Origin of the sequence: Pseudoalteromonas haloplanktis ATCC 14393 (assembly GCF_000238355.1) — a bacterium.
GTDB classification, from domain to species: domain Bacteria; phylum Pseudomonadota; class Gammaproteobacteria; order Enterobacterales; family Alteromonadaceae; genus Pseudoalteromonas; species Pseudoalteromonas haloplanktis.
In genome coordinates this window covers 1-21,101 of the sequence record NZ_AHCA01000008.1, presented here as the reverse complement: position 1 = coordinate 21,101, position 21,101 = coordinate 1, and the positions used below count along the sequence as shown (strand labels likewise).

The window sequence follows — 21,101 nt, the reverse complement described above, 5'->3', positions numbered from 1 at the left end:
GAGAATTAGCAAAGTAATGCATAACTATCAATAAAAATAAGCATAATTGCATAAATTACCCATTCCAGTTTTATGTAATCAGTGAGTCGCTTTCCCTAAACGGAAAGCGATTGAGAATAACTGTCCGCCGCGGACACTTGATCTGTCCACGGACACATTTATTTCTCGATAAAAACATAAGTAATTGAAAATTAATGAATTAATTGTTGGCACGATATTCGAATAAACAGTACAAGTTAATTACAGGACACTCTTTATGTTTATTCTCAGTCTATTTTTAGTTTCACCTATCACTGTATTTGCAGTGACTTTGATGATCACTTATTTCGAAGATAAACATATTTAAGGATCACCCATGATAAAAGATACCAGTGCACAAGATACTAGCGTGACACCTAAACGCAGTTATAAAAAGCCCATCACCCTTGTTGTACTAACACTGGCCATTATTGCTTTGTGTGCCCAAGCGTTTATGGGTAGTAACTCAGGCAGTATTTCTGTTGATCGGGCTTCATTACAGATCGCAACAGTTAATATGAGCCGTCTAGTTCGTGATGTTGCTGCCAGCGGTAAAATTGTCGCTGCAACCGCCCCTAAAGTGTATAGCCCACAACGTGGCTACGTTGATTTACTGGTAAAAGCTGGGGATCAAGTTAACCAAGGTGATACTATCGCGCTAGTCGAAAGCCCAGAATTGACCAACGAATTAAAACAACAACTATCTGTATTAGCACGTCTTGATGGCGAGTTACAGCGTAAGCATTTAGAAGCGCGTCGCCAAAAACTTAGCCTAACAAAGACATTAGATCTTGCCCAAGTAGAACTTAATGCAGCAGACAGAGAAAACCGCCGTGCTAAGCTTTCTATCGAAAAAAACTTGATCAGCCAGATTGATTTAGAAAAAGCAGTCGATGATCTCGCTCGTGCCAAACTTTCTTATAAACACGCTCAACAAGAAGTTACACTTGCAAAAGATACCCTTGCATTTGAGCTCAAAGCAGCAGAGCGTGATCTTGCTCGTCAACAATTGATTGTGGATGACTTAAACCGCCAAGTTAGCAACTTAACAATTAAAGCCAGCGTCAACGGTATTGTTGGTAACTTACTGGTGCAACAAAAAGAAGCTGTAACGCAAAGTCAACCTTTGATGACTTTGGTTGATTTAAGTAACTTTGAAGCACAACTGCAAGTACCTGAAAGTTATGCCAATGAGCTAGGACTCGGAATGGAAGTTGAGCTAACACTTGGGGCAAAAAAAGTGACCGGTGTGTTATCGGCAATTTCACCTGAAGTTAATAATCGTGAAGTGACCACTCGAGTGCGCTTTGATAAAGAGCTCGAAGGTATTCGCCAAAACCAACGCTTAACGGCACGGATTTTATTAGAAAACCGTGATGACGTATTGCAAGTAAAACGCGGGGCATTCATGCAGCAAGGCGGCACGCGAGTATACAAAGTTACCGGTGATACCGCACAGCTTGTTGATATAGCAACGGGGGCAAGCAGTATTAATGCTATAGAGCTAATACACGGCGTAAGCCCGGGCGATCAACTGATCATCTCCAGTTACGACAACTTTAAACAAGCGCCAACATTATTACTTAGATAAGAACAACTATATTACAAGGAGCAACTCATGCTTAAGATGAATAACATCAGCAAGCTGTACCAAACAGAAATGGTACAAACTCATGCATTACGTGACTTTAATTTACACGTAGAAGAAGGCGAGTTCATTGCAGTAACCGGTCCTAGCGGCTCAGGAAAAACCACCTTTTTAAACATCGCAGGTATGTTAGAGCCTTTTAGTAGTGGTCAATATCTACTTGATGGCATTGATGTCGGTAAACTCAATGACAATCAACGCGCCGATGTTCGTAACCAAAAAATTGGCTTTATTTTCCAAGGTTTTAACCTTATTCCTGATTTGAATCTATACGAGAATATTGAAGTACCACTGCGCTATAGAGGCATTAAAGCCAATGAGCGTAAACGCCGCATAGAGCAATGTTTAGAGCAGGTAGGTTTAGCCTCACGTGCCAAGCACTTGCCGCAGCAATTATCAGGTGGTCAACAACAACGAGTCGCGATTGCTCGCGCCCTTGCTGGTAAGCCGCGCTTTTTACTTGCCGATGAACCAACCGGTAACCTCGACAGCCTAATGGCCCGTCAAGTGATGGAGTTACTTGAGCAAATTAATCGTGATGGTGCCACTATTATAATGGTCACCCATGATCCAGAACTTGCACGTCGCGCACCGCGTAACATTCAGGTAGTCGATGGGCAACTAGCCGACTTTACCTTATACCAAGGGGCACAAACCCTTAAAAATGTGGCTGGGGTGTAACTTATGCTATTACATTACCTCGATTTAAGTTGGCGTAGTTTTAAGCGCACCCCGTTAGTGAGCTTTTTAATGGTGCTGGCGATTGCCATCGGGATTGGTGTAACCATGACCAGTTTAAGCGTTTATCACATGATGTCGGCGGATCCTATTCCACATAAAAGCAGTCAACTGTTTAGTGTGCAACTGCAAATAATGGATGACGGTCATACGTGGTGGACAGACGACAATCTCCCCATGCAACTGACCTATCAAGATGCTACCAATTTATATCGTGCTAATACTGAAGGTAAACGTTTAAGTATGCTACGCAGTGGCTTTTCTGTGTACACCGACTCAGACACTGTTAAGCCTTTTAGTAAAAGTGCACGAATGACTACCCCTGAATTTTTTGAGATGTTTCAACTTGAGTTCTTGTACGGTAATAAGTGGTCACAACAGCAAGAAGAAAACGCCGCCCCTGTCGTAGTAATAAGTGAAGAACTGAATGAAAGACTATTCGCTGGTAAAAACTCTGTCGGCAAGATTCTTTACCTTGATAACGAAAGTTATGAAGTCATCGGCGTCACAAAAAGTTGGCCATTAGTGGTTAAATACTACGATTTAAATAATGGCGTTTTTAACGAACCTGAAAGCATGTTCTTACCATTTAGCCTTGTAGAAGCAAGAGAATTTGGCAACTGGGGGAACACCAATGGCTGGAAACATGAAGACGTTAGAAGCTTTAAAGCTAAGTTACAATCAGAAATGGTGTGGGTTCAATTTTGGGTAGAACTAAACGATGCACAACAAAAGCAAGAATACGAAAACTTTTTAATGGCTTACATGGAAGAACAACAAAAGCATGGCCGTTTCAATCGTAAAGAGCTTACTTATAGCTTACGAGATGTTAACCAATGGATGCAGTACAACAAAGTCGTCAGTGAAGACAACAAAATCTTAGTTGCCTTGAGCTTCATGTTTTTAGCTGTTTGTTTAGCTAATATCCTTGGCTTACTATTAGCTAAATTTTTGCGCAGAGCACCAGAGGTAGGTGTCCGCCGTGCACTAGGTGCCAGTAAACGACAAGTCTTTTTACAACACCTTGTTGAAGTGGCTATGCTTGGTTGTTTTGGTGGCTTAGTCGGTATAGTACTTGCTCAATTAGGGCTCTGGGGTGTTCGTCAAAGCTATGATTACTATTCAGCAATCGCCACAATGGATTTCACCATGTTACTCAGTGCACCTGTTATTGCAATTACAACATGTATTGTAGCGGGGCTTTACCCTGCGTGGTTAGTCTGTAAAACCAACCCGACAATTTACCTCAAGAGCCAATAGGAGCACATTATGTTAGAAATAAAACCAATTTTTCACGCACTATGCCGCTCAAAAATAGGTGCCATATTGTTATTACTGCAAATAGCTATTACCACCGCGATTGTCAGTAATGCCGCATTTATAATCGAAGATAAAGTCAGCTACTTAAGCCAGGAAACCGGCTATCCTGAAGACGAAATATTTTCGTTTCATGTAATGTTGTTTGGTAATGATGTCGAAAGTCACCAGCAATTTGAGCTAGACGAAACGATGTTACGTGGACTACCCAACGTAATTGATGCAGTCTATATTAGTAATACACCACTTTCTGGTAGCGGCAGTTCGTCTGACTTTAGTATTAACCCTGCCCCAGAACCTGGGCTTTCCGCCAGAACAGCATATTTTTTTACCGATGACCATGCGCTAAACACATTAGGACTTGAACTTGCATCTGGACGTAATTTTAACGAAAGTGAAGTCATTGTTACTGATAATAATGAGCAACGCGCCAATGTGACCATTATTACCCAAACATTAGCCGATGAGTTATTTTCTGATACTGACGCTTTGGGAAAAACAGTCTATTTAGGCGATATCGCCCTTAAAATAGTGGGTATTATCAAAAAAGCAAAAGGCCCTTGGATGAAAGATAGCCGCCCTGATAATGTCGCTTTGATCCCTTATATTAATCCAAATATTTCGGGCAACTTTATTGTTCGAACCGATGTTAAGCAACGTGCACAACTGGCCAGTACAATTGAAGATGAAATGCTAAAAAGTTATGACAAGCGTGTGATTATTCGCGTACGAGGCTTAGATGAAGCCAAAGAAAATTACATGGCGCAAGATACGTTAATGATGCGTATGCTAATTGTATTAATCACTATTTTAGTATTAGTCACCGCGCTGGGGATTTTTGGTTTAACTTTATTTAATATCAGCAAACGCACCAAGCAAATCGGTACTCGCCGTGCATTAGGCGCTAGAAAGTCAGCCATCATTAACTACTTTTTAGTGGAAAATGCGATGATTTGCACTGCAGGCCTAATACTCGGTGTAATAGCTGCACTATTGCTCGGGCAACTTTTAATGCAGCACTTTTCAATTGCTGCACTACCACCTAGCTATATTGCCGGCACCGCACTTATGGTGTTTGTAATGAGCTTACTTGCGGTATTTGGCCCAGCAAAACGTGCCGCCAACATATCACCAAGTATTGCCACACGAAGCATATAAAGCATTTCCTAAGCTATGCTACACTGAGATAATTCGGTGTAGCATTTTCATAAAACCATTATCTAATAAAAATAAACAGCGATTAAATTCACATGGAAAAAATACTTATTGTCGATGACAATCCCGCTATTTTAGAAGCCTTGTCATTACTATTAGAAATTCATGACTATCAGGTGGTCACGGCAAAAACCCCGCTTGAAGCGTTACAAATAGTGCAATATCAACGTATCTCACTCGTTATCCAAGATATGAATTTTAGTAATGACACCACTTCAGGTGAAGAAGGCAAGGTGTTATTTTACCAATTACGAGAACTTAACCCACTCTTACCGATTATTTTGATCACCGCGTGGACAGAACTTGCAACAGCAGTTGAACTAGTTAAAGCCGGTGCCGCCGATTATTTACCCAAGCCTTGGGACGATAGCAAATTACTGATCTGTGTAAATAACCTAATTGAGCTTGGCCACACAAAACAACAAAATGCCACTTATGCTCGCCACCAGCAAGAACGCACAGCCAGTTTAGCCGATGCCGATTTAGTTGGTTTGGTTTATCAAAGTACCGCAATGGAAAAAGTGCTCAATATGGCAATCCAAGTGGCAAAATCAGATGTATCTGTGCTGATCACTGGCGCAAATGGGAGTGGCAAAGAGCGCATTGCACAGATTATCCAAGCTAACTCTCATTTAAAGCATGCGCCATTTTTAACCATTAATGCCGGTGCCCTGCCTCAGGATTTAATTGAAGCTGAGTTATTCGGTGCTGAAGCTGGGGCGTACACTGGTATCACCAAACAACGAATTGGCCGCTTTGAAGCCGCCGATGGCGGCACACTATTTTTAGATGAAATAGGTAACTTACCGTTATCTGGACAAATGAAGTTATTACGCGTTTTGCAAACCGGTGAGTTTGAGCGACTCGGCTCAACAAAAACACAACAAGTAAATGTTCGGGTTATTTCCGCCACCAATGAAGACTTAAAAGCGGCTATTCGTGCCGGACGCTTTCGTGAAGATTTATATTATCGTCTCAATGTCATTGAGCTCAATTTACCAAATTTAGCACAGCGCCCTGACGATATTTTAACACTTGCCAAACATTTTCTAGGTGATCGAGAGCTATCAATTGCGATCGAACAAGGTTTACTTGCACACCCATGGCCTGGCAATGTTCGTGAGCTTGAAAATGCCTGTAAACGTGTTGCGGTACTCAAACCAGATGGTGATATTACCCTTGATGATTTCGCCCTGCAATCGCTCACTAGCCACGCTCAGCCGACAAAACAAGAACCCACAAAATTAGCTTTAGAAGAAGCAATGCGTGAGCATCAAGGTGTTATCGCCAAAGTAGCTCGCCAGTTTGGTTTAAGTCGTCAGGCATTGTACCGACGTTTACAAAAATTTGAGATCGATTATTGATGCAAAGCAATAAATTCTTTTTATCTATCACCACCAAGCTTATGTTGTTATGTAACATATCAGCCATTATTCCGGTTTGGATAATCAGTTGGTTAACACAGTTAGACTGGCTTTTAATTGGTGTAAATACACTTTTGACTGTGCTGATAGCCAGTTATGTGTCATTTCGGCTCTGTCGCTCCACAGTGCAAGGTATGCACTCGTTAGAAACAGGATTACTTAACCTTAAAGATGGTGAACTAACCACTCAACTTGCCTATAACAACAATGATGAATTAGGCCGATTGTGTCAGCTGTATAATCAAAGTGCAAAGCAACTACGCCAAGAAAAACAATGGATTTATCAACGCGAGTTAATGCTTGATAAAGTGCTGCAAAGTTCACCGCAAGCCGTCCTTTTAAAAAATGATAAAGGCTTTATTGTTTACAGTAACTACAGTGCTCGGGATCTTTTTAACGCGAAAACGGCCCTTGAAGGCAGTCAATTTGAGCAATTACTTACTAATGCTCACCCACAATTAAGCCAAGCATTACAGCGTGGTAGTGATGGTTTATTTACTCTAGAAGCAGAGAATCAAGAAGCCCAAGCATGGCATTTATCAACAGGTAAATTATTGCTAAATAATCAATATCATTATTTATATGTATTTAAACAATTGACTCGAGAACTCAGTCGTCAAGAAGTTGAGGTGTGGAAAAAAGTCATTCGTATTATTAGTCATGAGCTCAATAACTCGCTTGGCCCCATGTCATCAATGTTACACAGCGGCCAGTTACTCAGTGAAAACCTGAACGAACCAAGGCTTAAGCGGGTTTTTGAAACCATCTCAGAGCGTATCAAACACCTTAATGAGTTTGTCCAAGGCTATGGTAAGTTTGCAAAATTACCAACACCACAAGTCATTACACTTGATTGGCCAGTATTACTGGAACAATTACAGCGCCAATGGCAGTTTATACTCGAAATAAACAAAGATGTAACCACGCTTGCTGATCCAACTCAAATAGAACAGTTATTGATCAACTTACTCAAAAATGCCCACGAATCTGGCTCTGCCCCCGAGCAGGTGAGTGTCTGTATTTCACAAGATACCAAAGGTACCCATATCAGCGTAAGTGATCAAGGTAAAGGTATGAGTGAGCAAGTAATGGCAAATGCTTTGATCCCGTTTTATTCAACCAAAGTAACGGGTAGCGGCTTAGGACTTGCGTTATGCCGTGAAATAGTTGAAGCACACCATGGCCAAATTAGCTTACATAATCGTAACAGTGGCGGGCTTAATGTCCATGTAATTTTGCCTAGTGTGTGAACAGTCTTATAAAATGCCACAAAAAAGCCGCTACTAAGCGGCTTTTCACTAAATTAGCATAAAGCACAAAAATTATTCGGCATCAGCTTCTTTATATTTGGCTGCAGTTTCTGTGATCAGTGGTTGTAATTCACCACGTTGAAACATTTCAATAATGATATCACAGCCACCAATTAACTCACCTTCCACCCACAACTGAGGGAATGTTGGCCAATTAGCGTAAGCAGGAAGTTCGGCACGGATATCTGGGTTGAGTAAAATGTCAACATAAGCAAACGGCTCACCGCATGACATAAGTGCTTGAGACGCTTGTGAAGAAAAACCACAATTTGGTAGTTTAGGCGAGCCTTTCATATAAAGGATAATTGGATTTTCAGAAATCTGTTGTTTAATTTTATCAATGGTTTCCATCTACAACCTCAAAAGTGACGATAGCTGAACATATCAAGGCTTGAAAAATTTTCATTTAGCCTCATATATGTGTCTTAAAGTGGGCAAATATAGCCGCAATCTAAATAGTCTTGCATTTGCACTGCTGTTTAGCATTGCTGTTTGCTAAAACTTGAGTAAAATACTCAACAATTATAGTAACACTATAATCCCATTTGGTATAGGCAACTACTCTGTTTGAACAGGTATTACCTATTACTATTTGGACTATCAACCAAAAGAAGATGGAGATAAAAAATGGCATTTGAACTACCGTCACTACCATATGCAATTAACGCACTTGAGCCACATATTTCACAAGAAACACTCGAGTTTCACCACGGCAAACACCACAATACATACGTTGTAAAACTTAACGGTTTAGTAGGTGGTACTGAATTCGAAAATAAAACACTTGAAGAAGTAGTTTGCTCTTCAGAAGGTGGTGTATTTAACAATGCAGCACAGATCTGGAACCACACTTTCTACTGGAACAGCTTATCTCCAAATGGCGGTGGCGCAGCAACGGGCGCGGTTGCAGATGCTATCAATGCTAAATGGGGTTCGTTTGAAGCATTCCAAGCAGCTTTTGATGACAAAGCAGTTAACAACTTCGGTTCAAGCTGGACTTGGTTAGTTAAATTAGCAGATGGTTCTTTAGACATCGTTAATACGTCTAACGCTGCAACACCACTAACACAAGAAGGTGTAACACCGATCCTAACAGTGGATCTGTGGGAACATGCTTACTACATCGATTTCCGTAACGTTCGTCCAGATTACTTAAAAGCTTTCTGGTCGCTTGTTAACTGGGAATTCGCGAACGCTAACTTCGCATAATTAATTGCTCGATTCGAGCAAGCTTAATTTAAAAGACGCTACGGCGTCTTTTTTATTTTCTAACATAAATTTTTAATTTTATTGCACAAAAATCTAAATTCATGACTAAGCTTTAAATAACCTTTGCTACTTTTTAAATTTGTAAGCACCTAGTTTAAGCAGGTTTTTGGAGGTCTCCATGAGTATTTTTGAGCATTACCAAGCACGATACGAAGCGGCACAAGAAGAAGAGTACAGTATCGCTGAGTTCTTAGAAATTTGTAAAACTGATAAATCGGCTTACGCCAGTGCACCTGAACGATTATTAACTGCCATTGGCGAACCCGAAATGATCGACACATCCAAAGATGCCCGATTAAGTCGGTTATTTTCAAATCGAGTAGTTGCCCGCTACCCCGCTTTTAATGACTTTTACGGTATGGAGGATGCCATTGAGCAAATCGTATCCTACCTAAAACATGCGGCACAAGGCCTTGAAGAGTGCAAACAAGTGCTCTACTTACTTGGCCCCGTTGGTGGTGGCAAGTCTTCCATTGCCGAAAAGCTTAAGTATTTAATGCAACAAGTGCCTATTTATTCAATTAAAGGGTCGCCTGTTAATGACCACCCACTGTCGTTATTTGATCCAAATGAAGACGCAGAACTGATGGAAAAAGAATACGGCATTAAACCCCGTTATTTAAAAACCATCATGTCGCCGTGGGCCACTAAACGCTTATCTGAGTTTAATGGTGATATTAGCCAATTCAAGGTAGTTAAACGCTATCCCTCTATCTTGAACCAAATAGCCATCGCAAAAACTGAGCCGGGGGATGAAAACAATCAAGATATTTCTGCACTGGTTGGTAAAGTAGATATTCGCAAATTAGAGCACTACGCTCAAAATGATGCGGATGCGTATGCTTATTCAGGTTCATTATGCCTTGCTAATCAAGGTTTAATGGAGTTTGTTGAAATGTTTAAAGCACCAATCAAAGTCTTACATCCATTATTAACAGCCACCCAAGAAGGCAACTATAATGGCACAGAAGGGATCAGCGCACTGCCCTTCAGCGGGATGATTTTGGCCCACTCAAATGAATCAGAGTGGCAAACGTTTAAAAACAACAAAAACAATGAAGCATTTTTAGACCGAGTATATATCGTCAAAGTACCTTATTGCTTACGCGTTTCAGAAGAAGTGAAAATTTACGATAAACTATTAGAACACAGTGAATTATATAATGCCCCGTGTGCTCCTGGAACACTGGAAACATTGGCAAAATTCACTACTTTGTCGCGCTTAAAAGATCCAGAAAATTCCAGTATCTACTCAAAAATGCGGGTCTATGATGGTGAAAGCTTAAAAGACACCGATCCAAAAGCAAAGTCTTACCAAGAGTATCGTGATTACGCTGGTGTTGATGAGGGCATGACTGGGCTTTCAACCCGCTTTGCGTTTAAAATTTTATCCCGTGTATTTAACTTTGATACCCTTGAAGTTGCCGCTAACCCAGTGCATTTGTTCTACGTGTTAGAACAGCAAATTGAGCGCGAACAATTCTCAGCCGACGTGGAAGAACGTTATTTGAGTCATTTAAAAGGCTATTTAATTCCGCAATATGTCGAGTTTATTGGTAAAGAATTACAAACTGCGTACTTAGAGTCTTACTCTGAGTACGGGCAAAACATTTTTGACCGTTACGTCACTTATGCCGACTTTTGGATCCAAGACCAAGAGTATCGCGATCCGGATACTGGCCAACTATTTAACCGTGAGGCACTCAATGCTGAACTTGAAAAAATTGAAAAGCCAGCGGGTATTTCAAATCCAAAAGATTTCCGCAATGAAATAGTCAACTTTGTACTTCGAGCGCGAGCGCACAACAACGGAAAAAACCCTCTGTGGACCAGCTACGAAAAACTACGCACTGTGATTGAGAAAAAAATGTTCTCAAACACAGAAGATCTATTGCCGGTTATTTCTTTCAACGCGAAAACATCCGCAGAAGATCAGAAAAAACACGAGGATTTTGTTAATCGCATGGTAGAAAAAGGCTATACCCAAAAACAAGTACGTTTGTTATCTGAGTGGTATTTACGAGTGCGTAAATCACAATAACAATCAAACTGAAGTATTTTAGGGGGCTTTATGGCGCATTTTATAGACCGTCGCCTGAACGGTAAGAATAAGAGCACGTTAAATCGTCAACGTTTTATCAGGCGCTATAAAAAACAAATAAAAGAGGCGGTATCCGATGCGATAAATAAGCGTAGCGTCACTGATACCAGTAGTGGAGAAAGTATCACAATCCCACAGCGGGATATCAGTGAGCCAACTTTTCATCAAGGAAAAGGCGGTAACCGTGAACAAATACATCCGGGGAATGATCAATTTTCCACCGGGGATAAAATTAAACGCCCGCAAGGGGGGCAAGGCAGTGGTGGCGCGGGCGAAGGTGAAGCGAGTGATTCCGGTGAAGGCCAGGATGATTTTGTATTCTCAATATCTAAAGACGAGTACTTAGATTTACTGTTTGAAGATTTAGAGCTGCCTAATTTACAACAGAACCAGTTAGATAAGCTGGTGCAAATGAAGACCCATCGCGCTGGTTTTTGCAGTGATGGCATGCCAAGTAACATTGATATAGTGCGCTCTTTACAAGGTTCATTGGCAAGGCGTGTAGCAATGACTGCCGGTAAAAAGCGGCAATTGGCTGAATTACAGATGCAACTAGCTTTATTAATGGCTGAGGGCAAACCAGATATCGCCGCCATTGCTTTACTTGAGCAAGAAATTGCTGCATTACAAAAGCGTATAGACGCAGTTCCGTTTATTGACAACTACGACCTGCGTTTTCGTAATTATGAAAAGCAGCCACACCCAACGAGTAAAGCAGTGATGTTTTGTATTATGGATGTCTCAGGCTCAATGGACCAAGCAACTAAAGATATGGCAAAGCGCTTTTATATATTGCTTTATCAATTTTTAACGCGCAGTTACAAAGATATTGAAGTGGTGTATATCCGCCATCACACCCAAGCTAAAGAAGTGGATGAGCAAGAGTTTTTCTATTCTCAAGAAACAGGTGGCACAATTGTATCTAGTGCACTTAAACTAATGCATGAAATCATACAAGAGCGCTATAACGCAGGTGAGTGGAATGTCTATGCTGCGCAAGCGTCTGATGGCGACAATTGGGCTGATGACTCACCGCAATGCGGTGAAATTTTGCGTAACAAGCTCTTAAAAGATGTGCGTTACTACGCCTACATTGAGATCACTACCCGAGCTCATCAAAGTCTATGGCGTGAATACCAAAATATTTGTCAAACTCATGACAATTTTGCTATCCAACACATTCGTAATGTTGAGGATATTTACCCTATTTTCCGTGAGCTATTTAAAAAGAGTCGTCAACACCAAGGTGCAGCATAAGTTGCACAGCGAGGTATTTATATGACCGATAAACGAATGAGTGATGGGCCAGATTGGACATTTGAGTTACTGCAACAATACCAAGACGAAATAGCCCGTGTGGCCGAGCATTATCGTCTCGATACCTACGTTAATCAAATCGAGGTGATCACCGCAGAACAAATGATGGATGCCTATTCTAGCGTTGGTATGCCTATTGGTTACAGCCACTGGTCTTATGGTAAAAAGTTTATTCAAACAGAACAAAACTACAAACGCGGGCAAATGGGTTTAGCGTATGAGATTGTTATTAATTCAGATCCCTGTATTGCTTATTTAATGGAAGAAAACACCCTGCCTATGCAGGCACTGGTTATGGCACATGCATGTTATGGCCATAACTCATTTTTTAAAGGGAATTACTTATTTAAAACGTGGACCGATGCCAGTTCAATTATTGATTACTTGTTATTTGCAAAAAACTACATTGCTCGTTGTGAAGAAAAGTATGGCATTGATGAGGTCGAAAACCTCCTAGACTCATGTCATGCCCTTATGAACTATGGCGTTGATCGTTATAAGCGTCCTCAACAAATATCTTTATTTGAAGAGCAAAAGCGCCAGCAAGAGCGTGAGGATTACCTGCAATCGCAAGTAAACGAACTTTGGCGTACTATTCCATCACATCAACAAGAAACTAAAAAGCGCGAGCGGCACTTTCCCTCTGAACCGCAAGAAAACATACTTTATTTTATTGAAAAAAATGCCCCATTACTCGAATCTTGGCAACGAGAAGTAATCCGTATTGTACGGAAAATTTCCCAATATTTTTATCCGCAAAAACAAACCCAAGTGATGAATGAAGGCTGGGCGACATTTTGGCATTATACAATTTTGAACCACTTATACGATGAAGGAAAACTCACCGATTCATTTATGCTGGAGTTTTTACAAAGCCATACTAATGTAGTTTACCAACCCCCTTATAATAGCAATTATTACTCAGGTATTAACCCTTATGCATTGGGCTTTAATATGATGGTAGATATTCGCCGTATCTGCGAAAACCCAACCGAGGAAGATAGACGATGGTTTCCTGACTATGCAGGTAGTAATTGGCTAGATACCTTGCATTTTGCGATGGAAAACTTTAAAGATGAGAGTTTCATCAGCCAATTTCTATCGCCTAAATTAATCCGTGATTTTAAGCTGTTCACTATTATCGATCACGAAAAAGATCCAAACTTACACATTGGTGCTATACATGATGAAAACGGCTATCACGCCGTACGAACGGCACTTTCGGCACAATATAACTTAAGTAATCATGAGCCTAACATTCAAGTGTTCGATGTAGATATTAGGGGAGATCGTTCTTTAACCTTACGCTATGTGCCACACCAAAATATCCCACTAGCAAAGTCTCATGATGAGGTATTAAAACACCTTTACAGACTGTGGGGGTTTAAAGTAAAGCTTGAGCAAGAGTTGCCCACCGGTGAAATCACGACTCTTGGACAGTGCCCATCAGATGATTCTCGTCATACTACGCTGTAATATTCAAGCAACCGAGTGATAAAGAAAATGACGCTGTTGCGTCATTTTTTGTATTACGATTCATTTAAATCCTGATAAGCAGTGACACAATTTCTACCATTTTCTTTGGAAAAATAAAGTGCTTTATCTGCCGCTTCAATCCATTTTTCATATCGCTCAAAATGCGTTTGAAAACATGCAAAACCAATACTCACTGTCATTTTAATTTGCTGTCCATCAAAGTAAATAGAGGAATTTTCAACCAGGCTACGTAGGCGCTCTGCAAATATTTCAGCACCTTGGCGATCTGTATCTAGTAAGGTCACTGCAAATTCTTCGCCGCCGTAGCGCCCTGCAATATCAGTTTCACGCAATGTCTTACGCAATAAATCGGCTATGTTGCGAAGTGCTTCGTCACCACAGCGATGGCCGTATTCATCATTTACTTTTTTAAAGTGGTCGATATCAAACATTAATAGTGTACTGCAACCAGCACTGCGTTTTATACGTAGAAACTCTTGGCGAAGGGTGTTCTCCCAATGACCGCGATTAGCTAGTTGTGTCAGCGCATCAGTTCGACTTACTTGTTCCAATTTACGATTAACTTCTTCCAGCTCTTTTTTATTAACAGCTACATCAGTAACATCATAAATTATGATGCAAATGTGCCCTACTTCACCCATCGTATTAGAAAGCGGAATAAACGTTGCGTTTTGATACATGTGATCGGCTTTGCCGGTAATTGGTCGATAGTTTTTAAAACGAAAAATATAGGGCTGCTGCTCCCAAATCGTAAATGAGCGGTTTTTTAAAATAAACACTGACTCAGATTTACTACGAAACCATTTTTCGTCTATTGATGGAAATAAATCAAACAGATCTTTATCTTTCACTGCACTGGGTAACATACCGGAATGGTTTTCCATAAAGCCATTCCAAATACACACTTTATAATCTCTGTCTAGCACCACTAAACCAATATCGACGGTGTTAAACATATCCATTAACCAATGGATCTCATTCATATTAAAATCAGCAGCAGGCATAGTGTTAGTCTTCTAATAGGTAAGCAACTTTGTACTTCAACGTTTTTAGTGAATCTTCTGTAAACAACAGCATTAGATCACAATTTATATTGTGGTCTTCAATACCATAGCTAATTTCTATGGCTAAAGTACGTTGCCAACGTGATTTATTTGCTTTCACTAAATCAGCTACATCACAATGTTGTCCAAGTACAACTGGGTGCCCTTGACTAAACGTCATATCTAATTGACGCGATAAACCAGTTAAAATTGCACCGATAAGAATGTTACTAATGTCCATTAGTAACTCCAGCTCAACTTTATTATTAAGCTCACCTTGATAATCCATTAAGGACGCGATTTCTTTAAAGCTTGAATCATTCAGTAATAACAAGGCTTCACCAGAAACCCCACCGCCAATAAAACCTTGGCACACGCCAGAAGTCGACGCATTCGCGTCAATTGAGCGCAGTGCCATATCTAATTCATTGACTTCAAGAATATTAACATTCGGAATAGGCAACTCAACAAATACATTCAGTAAACGAGCAAGTAGATCTCCTGCTTGACCCATAGCAATATTTGTAAGTTCTTGATAGATATCTCTCACATCAGGGTCAACTTGCTCCCCTAAACGATGTGATAGCCGTTCACGCATGGCTTTATCTTTAATGCCATGATGTTCGATAATTTCAGCGAGTTTTTGTGCATCGCAGGGCTTTTGAATAAAATCTATCGCACCAAGTTCAATCACTCGTTGATGCGCATTCGGCTGAATATCGCCGGAGACCACCACAGTTAAAACGTTTAAGCCTTGCTTTTGGATTGCTTGCAGTACTTCATAGCCATCCATTTGTGGCATATTTAAATCGAGAAATAGAATTTCAGGACTTAACGCTTTAATCTGCTCAATACAGTGCACCCCATCCTCAGCAAACTCAACTTTAATATCCCAATCATCGGGCAACGAACGAGCTAACTGACGGCGCGCAAGCTTAGAATCATCACAAATAAGAACCGATGTTGACATAGTCTCTCTCTGATCGCTTACATTGGCCGCATATATCAAGCCAATGTGCTTTTATTTTTATTAGTAAGGTACAAACTTATCACTGCATCATGTTAATCAATGTAACCATGCATTACAATTTTAAATTGCACTAAACACTTGGTGTCTATAGGTGATTATAATACACTCACGCTAATTGCGTTAATTCTAAAGGAAATACCTTATGCTTCGTTCGCTTACTTTTGCTTTTAGTGCCTTTTGTTCGATGGCTTTTGCTACGGATATGACCGAAAACACCTTAGATGCTGGCAAAGTATCAGTGCAGTCAAAACCAATCACGTTATTAGGGCAAGGTGTAAGCCTTGGTGATAAAGCGCCAGACTTCAAAGTAGTTGATGGCTCATTTACACCCATCACATTAGCGGATTATCAAGGTAAGGCTATTTTAATAAGCGTCGTGCCTAGCCTGGATACTGGGGTGTGTAGCATTCAAACCAAACATTTTAACGAAAAAGTGGCTTCGCAATTTCCAAATATCGCCATGCTTACTATCAGTGCTGATTTACCCTTTGCACAAAAACGTTTCTGCAAAGCTGAGAACATAGATAAAGTTACAACACTATCTGATTCAGTATGGCGTGACTTTGGTCAAAATTATGGACTGATCATTAAGGACATGGGACTCCTGACTCGTGCTGTCTTTGTTTTGGACGCCAGTCATAAGGTCGTTTATAAACAGTTAGTCGCTGATTTATCGACTGAGCCTAACTATGATCCAGTTATTAGTGCTTTAAATTCATTATAACTTTGCAAATCGTACTCATAAAAAAACCGCCAATCGGCGGTTTTTTTAATTAACCTAAATGATGGTTAATTAGCCTAATAATTCAGCAAGTTGCTGATTAACAGCTTCAACAGCTTGTGTACCGTCTAATTTATGGTATTGGGTATTACCCGCTTTCGCTTCTGCTTGGTAATAATCAACCAATGGCATTGTTTGTTCATGGTAAATACCTAAACGCTTACGTACTGTTTCTTCTGTATCATCTGCGCGGATAATTAGGTCTTCACCCGTTACATCGTCTTTACCTTCCACTTTTGGTGGGTTGTAAACAACGTGATAAACACGACCAGAACCAGGATGTACACGACGTCCACCCATACGATCAACTATAATTTCATCAGCAACATCAAACTCAATAACGTGATCAACTACTACGCCATTTTCTTTCATTGCATCAGCTTGTGGAATGGTGCGTGGGAAGCCATCAAGTAAAAAACCTTTCTCACAATCTGCTTTAGTAATACGTTCCTTAACTAGACCAATGATGATGTCATCAGAAATTAGCTGACCTGCATCCATTACTTTCTTTGCTTCTAAACCCAGTGGCGTGCCTTCTTTAATTGCAGCACGCAACATATCACCAGTAGAGATCTGTGGAATACCGTACTTGTCCATCAAAAACTGAGCTTGAGTACCTTTACCTGCACCCGGCGCGCCCAAAAGAATAATGCGCATATCATTGTCCTCGGTTGATACTGTTCACTATAAACATCAGCAAATCAGTATAATTTATTTTAAAGCCTGAATTCTTCCATAAGCGCCGCCGATACTCAAGCAACTTATACCAATTGACTAGATTGAAATTATAAAAAAAGGAACCTAAGTTCCTTTTTTATAAAAATGTGACTGTTTGAGTAATTACTTGCTCAAGTCTAGCATTAATTTATTTAGACGAGTCACAAAACCTGCAGGGTCTTTTAATGTCCCACGCTCTGCAAGCAATGCTTGATCAAGTAGTACATGTGACCATTGAGCAAATTTATCTTCATCTTGCTCAACATTTAAGTGCTTAACAAGTTGATGCTCAGGGTTAAGCTCAAAAATAGGTTTAGCTTCAGGAGCTGCTTGGCCAACAGACTCCATTAGCTTTTGCATTTGTGAGCTCATATCGTTGTCATCTGCAACCACACATGCTGGAGAGTCTGTTAGACGATGCGTAAAGCGTACGTCTTTAACACTCTCACCAAGCACTGTCTTAATACGGTCGACTAAGCCTGCAACTTCTTTTTCAGACTCTTCTTGCGCCTTTTTAGTCTCTTCATCGTCAAGATTACCTAAATCTAAATCACCACGAGTAATTGACTTAAATGGCTTTTCAGCAAATTCTGTTAAGTGGCTCATCATCCACTCATCAACACGGTCGCTCATCAACAGTACTTCGATACCTTTCTTGCGGAAGATCTCTAAGTGTGGAGAGCTTTTCGCTGCTGTGAATGAATCAGCAACAACGTAGTAAATCGCATCTTGCCCTTCGTTCATACGCTCAACGTATTGCTCTAATGAAACATTTTGTGCCTTCTCATCGGTGTGTGTTGAAGAGAAACGCAGTAATTTAGCAATCGCTTCTTTGTTAGCGGCATCTTCAGCAGGACCCTCTTTGATCACTTGACCAAACTCGTTCCAAAATACTTGGTAGTCATCAGCCTTATTTTTTGCCATACGCTCAAGCAGTTTTAAAGTACGTGATGTACAACCTTTACGGATTGCTTGGGTTACTTTGTTATCTTGTAAGATTTCACGCGATACATTAAGTGGTAAGTCATTAGAATCAAGTAAACCTTTCACAAAACGTAAATAGCTAGGCATAAATTGCTCAGCGTCATCCATTACAAACACGCGTTGCACATACAGCTTTAAACCACTTTGACGGTCACGATTCCATAAATCAAAAGGGGCTTTTTTAGGAATATACAGTAGACTTGTGTATTCAGTTTTACCTTCAACTTTATTGTGGGCCCAGCTAAGTGGATCTTCCCAGTCATGACTTACATGCTTGTAAAATTCTTTATATTCTTCATCAGATAGCTCTGATTTATCACGTGTCCACAATGCAGTGGCGCGGTTAATGCTCTCCCACTCACCTGGGACTGCTGGAATTTTCTCGCCATCTTCACCTTCAGATTCAGGCACTTCTGGTTTAAACATTTGTACCGGCGTAGAAATATGATCCGAGTATTTAGTCACAATACTACGCAAGCGCCAATCATCAGCAAATTCTTTTTCGTCTTCACGCAGATGTAATATGATGTCTGTACCACGCCCAGCTTTTTCAATTTCTTCTAGCGTGTATTCGCCTTCACCTTGTGATTGCCACTCAACACCTTTTTCTTCACCAGCTTTACGTGTACGCACAGTCACTAGATCTGCAACGATAAATGCAGAATAAAAACCAACACCGAATTGACCAATTAGTTGCGAATCTTTGCTTTGATCACCTGTTAAGTTTTTGAAGAACTCAGCAGTACCTGACTTAGCAATCGTCCCTAATGAACTGATCACTTCATCACGGGTCATGCCAATACCATTATCAGAAATAGTCACAGTGTTAGCTTCTTTATCTGCACTAATGCGTACACGTAGATCCGCATCACCTTGGTAAAGATCACCATTCGAAAGTGCTAAAAAGCGTAATTTATCTGCCGCGTCTGAGGCATTAGACACAAGCTCACGTAAAAATATTTCTTTATTCGAATACAGTGAGTGAATCATTAAGTTTAGTAATTGTTTAACTTCTGTTTGAAAGCCTAATGTTTCTTTTTGTGCTGCAGTCATTTATATATCTCCAATTTGCAAAGTGTCTGCGTTATGCACTTAATATGGGGCGCGGTTTGTTAACTTCAAGTCAAATGAGCAAAAAAGTAACCTACAGATGGAGAAATATGAAAGTTTGATCGTTTATTGTTGCTATGAAAATGGCTGTGAGCAATGAAAATGTATGTTCTTTAAGCTTTGCGGGTGCACAAAAAACAGATCACTGGCATGCAATTGCAAACGCTCAGCCAATTGTTCGCTAGATTCGTTTTTATATAGATCACAACCAAGTATTGGGTGCCCAATACTATGACTATGAATACGTAATTGGTGTGTACGCCCCGTAACAGGGGTAAATTGTACTAACGTCCTCTGCGGTGATGTTAAGCGCTTTAATACACTATAGTCACTAACTGCAACTTTACCCATCACGTTACAAATTTTTACTAATGGAAAGAGTGATTTATCCTTAGCTATCGCAGCATTAATCTGGCCTGCGTCATTTAATAACCAACCATCAAGTATCGCTATATAGTGCTTTTTAATTGTCCCAGCTTGAAACTGCTTATTTAGGTGCTTAGTTGATTCTGGATTAAGGCCAACAACCATTATGCCTGAGGTGCCAAAATCTAATCTATGAATTAACTTAGCTGTTGGGAATGCAGCAGTAATATCAGGTTGACCATGCACTAACCTATAGTGAACAGAATCCCAATTAGCCGGATTCTTACCGGACAAACTCAATAACCCACTAGGTTTATTGATCACTAAAATATCATCGTCTTGATATAAGATTTCCACATGCTCACGGCAAACCGGTGCAATAAACTCATCAACGACCATTTTAGGTTTCGAACTACAATCAGACATTTAATTCCTTGACGTGGGTTGTTCTAGATGGAAATTTATAACGCAGTTAGCACTAAAATTTAGCGATAAGTGAGAAAAGTTTTGATTACACTATTTTAAAGCTTATTTAAATATATGAAAGAAAAAGCTCTGGCTTAGTCGTGGCGTTCTTTAATCCGTGGGTGTCCTCAACTCACGCTACGGTGTCCAGGTTGACACTGTGCGGCTGATAGCTGACGGCTGACGGCTGACAGCTATACTTTATTCCAGACAACAAAAAACCCGTTACATCGCTGTAACGGGTTTCTCTTATTTGGAGCCTGGGATGACGTAGTGCCTACAGCGGTAGAGAAGCCACATAGCAAATGCTACGCTCTCATTGTCTGTGGCTTTATTTATCCATGAGTATCAGATACTCAACTCACGCTACGGTGTCCAGGTTGACACTGTGCGGCTGATAGCTGACGGCTGACGGCTGACAGCTATGCTTTATTCCAGACAACAAAAACCCCGTTACATCGCTGTAACGGGTTTCTCTAATTTGGAGCCTGGCGATGACCTACTTTCACATAGCATATGCTACCCTATCATCGGCGCTATTTCGTTTCACTACTGAGTTCGGCATGGGGTCAGGTGGGTCCAAAACGCTATTGTCACCAAGCAAATTTGGTATTAATTCGCTCTTACGAGCCAATTAATTAAAATCTGGAAAATGGCTGATAATTGTTTTCTGACGGCTGAAAGCTTATGGCTTACAGCTGCTAGTAAATCTACTTTAGTTGTCGCGATAAATCACGACCTACAATCTTAA

At 40.5% G+C, this 21,101-nt stretch carries 17 protein-coding genes and 1 rRNA gene; 11 read left to right on the top strand and 7 right to left on the bottom strand.

Annotation, left to right across the window (positions count from 1 at the left end; translation table 11 throughout):
* Positions 1 to 355 precede the first annotated feature (355 nt).
* The 6 genes from PHAL_RS0114810 to PHAL_RS0114785 all read left to right on the top strand — a co-directional run bounded on the left by PHAL_RS0114810 (position 356) and on the right by PHAL_RS0114785 (position 7,610).
* On the top strand, positions 356 to 1,609 hold the full coding sequence (locus PHAL_RS0114810; protein ID WP_016709206.1) for an efflux RND transporter periplasmic adaptor subunit: 1,254 nt from the start codon (positions 356 to 358) through the stop codon (positions 1,607 to 1,609).
* A gap of 27 nt (positions 1,610 to 1,636) precedes the next feature.
* Positions 1,637 to 2,347 carry an ABC transporter ATP-binding protein gene (locus tag PHAL_RS0114805; RefSeq protein WP_016709205.1) on the top strand — a complete coding sequence of 237 codons (711 nt, stop codon included), beginning with the start codon at positions 1,637 to 1,639 and terminating at the stop codon, positions 2,345 to 2,347.
* A 3-nt stretch (positions 2,348 to 2,350) separates the two neighbouring features.
* Positions 2,351 to 3,664, top strand: coding sequence for an ABC transporter permease (locus tag PHAL_RS0114800; protein ID WP_016709204.1), 1,314 nt, complete (start codon positions 2,351 to 2,353; stop codon positions 3,662 to 3,664).
* A 9-nt stretch (positions 3,665 to 3,673) separates the two neighbouring features.
* Complete coding sequence (locus PHAL_RS0114795) at positions 3,674 to 4,879, top strand: ABC transporter permease (protein WP_016709203.1); 1,206 nt, start codon at positions 3,674 to 3,676, stop codon at positions 4,877 to 4,879.
* 92 nt (positions 4,880 to 4,971) lie between these two features.
* Positions 4,972 to 6,300, top strand: coding sequence for a sigma-54-dependent transcriptional regulator (locus PHAL_RS0114790; RefSeq protein WP_016709202.1), 1,329 nt, complete (start codon positions 4,972 to 4,974; stop codon positions 6,298 to 6,300).
* Positions 6,300 to 7,610 (top strand): sensor histidine kinase, encoded by a 1,311-nt coding sequence (locus PHAL_RS0114785; RefSeq protein WP_016709201.1) that lies wholly within the window; start codon positions 6,300 to 6,302, stop codon positions 7,608 to 7,610. The genes PHAL_RS0114790 and PHAL_RS0114785 overlap by 1 nt, the downstream gene beginning before the upstream one ends.
* A gap of 72 nt (positions 7,611 to 7,682) precedes the next feature.
* Here PHAL_RS0114785 and PHAL_RS0114780 read toward each other — a convergent pair whose 3' ends face one another.
* Positions 7,683 to 8,021 carry a Grx4 family monothiol glutaredoxin gene (locus PHAL_RS0114780; RefSeq protein ID WP_016709200.1) on the bottom strand — a complete coding sequence of 113 codons (339 nt, stop codon included), beginning with the start codon at positions 8,019 to 8,021 and terminating at the stop codon, positions 7,683 to 7,685.
* Positions 8,022 to 8,297: 276 nt separating this feature from the next.
* On the opposite strand from PHAL_RS0114780, the gene PHAL_RS0114775 reads away from it, so the two are divergent.
* The 4 genes from PHAL_RS0114775 (at position 8,298) to PHAL_RS0114760 (ending at position 13,833) form a co-directional block, all read left to right on the top strand.
* Positions 8,298 to 8,879, top strand: a complete 582-nt coding sequence (locus tag PHAL_RS0114775; protein ID WP_016709199.1) for a Fe-Mn family superoxide dismutase — start codon at positions 8,298 to 8,300, stop codon at positions 8,877 to 8,879.
* 178 nt (positions 8,880 to 9,057) lie between these two features.
* On the top strand, positions 9,058 to 10,980 hold the full coding sequence (locus PHAL_RS0114770) for a PrkA family serine protein kinase (protein ID WP_016709198.1): 1,923 nt from the start codon (positions 9,058 to 9,060) through the stop codon (positions 10,978 to 10,980).
* 30 nt (positions 10,981 to 11,010) lie between these two features.
* A complete protein-coding gene (locus PHAL_RS0114765; RefSeq protein WP_016709197.1) occupies positions 11,011 to 12,297 on the top strand; it encodes a YeaH/YhbH family protein in 1,287 nt (428 codons plus the stop codon).
* Positions 12,298 to 12,318: 21 nt separating this feature from the next.
* Positions 12,319 to 13,833 (top strand): SpoVR family protein, encoded by a 1,515-nt coding sequence (locus PHAL_RS0114760; protein ID WP_016709196.1) that lies wholly within the window; start codon positions 12,319 to 12,321, stop codon positions 13,831 to 13,833.
* A 53-nt stretch (positions 13,834 to 13,886) separates the two neighbouring features.
* On the opposite strand, the gene PHAL_RS0114755 is transcribed toward PHAL_RS0114760, so the two are convergent.
* Positions 13,887 to 14,858 (bottom strand): sensor domain-containing diguanylate cyclase, encoded by a 972-nt coding sequence (locus PHAL_RS0114755; RefSeq protein WP_016709195.1) that lies wholly within the window; start codon positions 14,856 to 14,858, stop codon positions 13,887 to 13,889.
* Positions 14,859 to 14,862: 4 nt separating this feature from the next.
* Positions 14,863 to 15,867, bottom strand: a complete 1,005-nt coding sequence (locus PHAL_RS0114750; RefSeq protein ID WP_016709194.1) for a response regulator — start codon at positions 15,865 to 15,867, stop codon at positions 14,863 to 14,865.
* A gap of 202 nt (positions 15,868 to 16,069) precedes the next feature.
* Between PHAL_RS0114750 and tpx the strand changes: the two genes are divergently transcribed.
* Positions 16,070 to 16,651, top strand: coding sequence for a thiol peroxidase (tpx, locus tag PHAL_RS0114745; RefSeq protein WP_016709193.1), 582 nt, complete (start codon positions 16,070 to 16,072; stop codon positions 16,649 to 16,651).
* Between the two features lie 69 nt (positions 16,652 to 16,720).
* Here tpx and adk read toward each other — a convergent pair whose 3' ends face one another.
* The 4 genes from adk to rrf all read right to left on the bottom strand — a co-directional run bounded on the left by adk (position 16,721) and on the right by rrf (position 20,951).
* Entirely contained in the window at positions 16,721 to 17,365 is a 645-nt protein-coding gene (gene adk / locus PHAL_RS0114740) for an adenylate kinase (protein ID WP_016709192.1), read from the bottom strand.
* A gap of 183 nt (positions 17,366 to 17,548) precedes the next feature.
* Positions 17,549 to 19,462 (bottom strand): molecular chaperone HtpG, encoded by a 1,914-nt coding sequence (htpG, locus tag PHAL_RS0114735; protein WP_016709191.1) that lies wholly within the window; start codon positions 19,460 to 19,462, stop codon positions 17,549 to 17,551.
* A 132-nt stretch (positions 19,463 to 19,594) separates the two neighbouring features.
* Positions 19,595 to 20,311: an RluA family pseudouridine synthase gene (locus tag PHAL_RS0114730; protein WP_016709190.1), complete on the bottom strand. Its 717-nt coding sequence runs from the start codon at positions 20,309 to 20,311 to the stop codon at positions 19,595 to 19,597.
* A 525-nt stretch (positions 20,312 to 20,836) separates the two neighbouring features.
* Positions 20,837 to 20,951 (bottom strand): 5S ribosomal RNA (gene rrf, locus PHAL_RS0114725).
* Positions 20,952 to 21,101 lie beyond the last annotated feature (150 nt).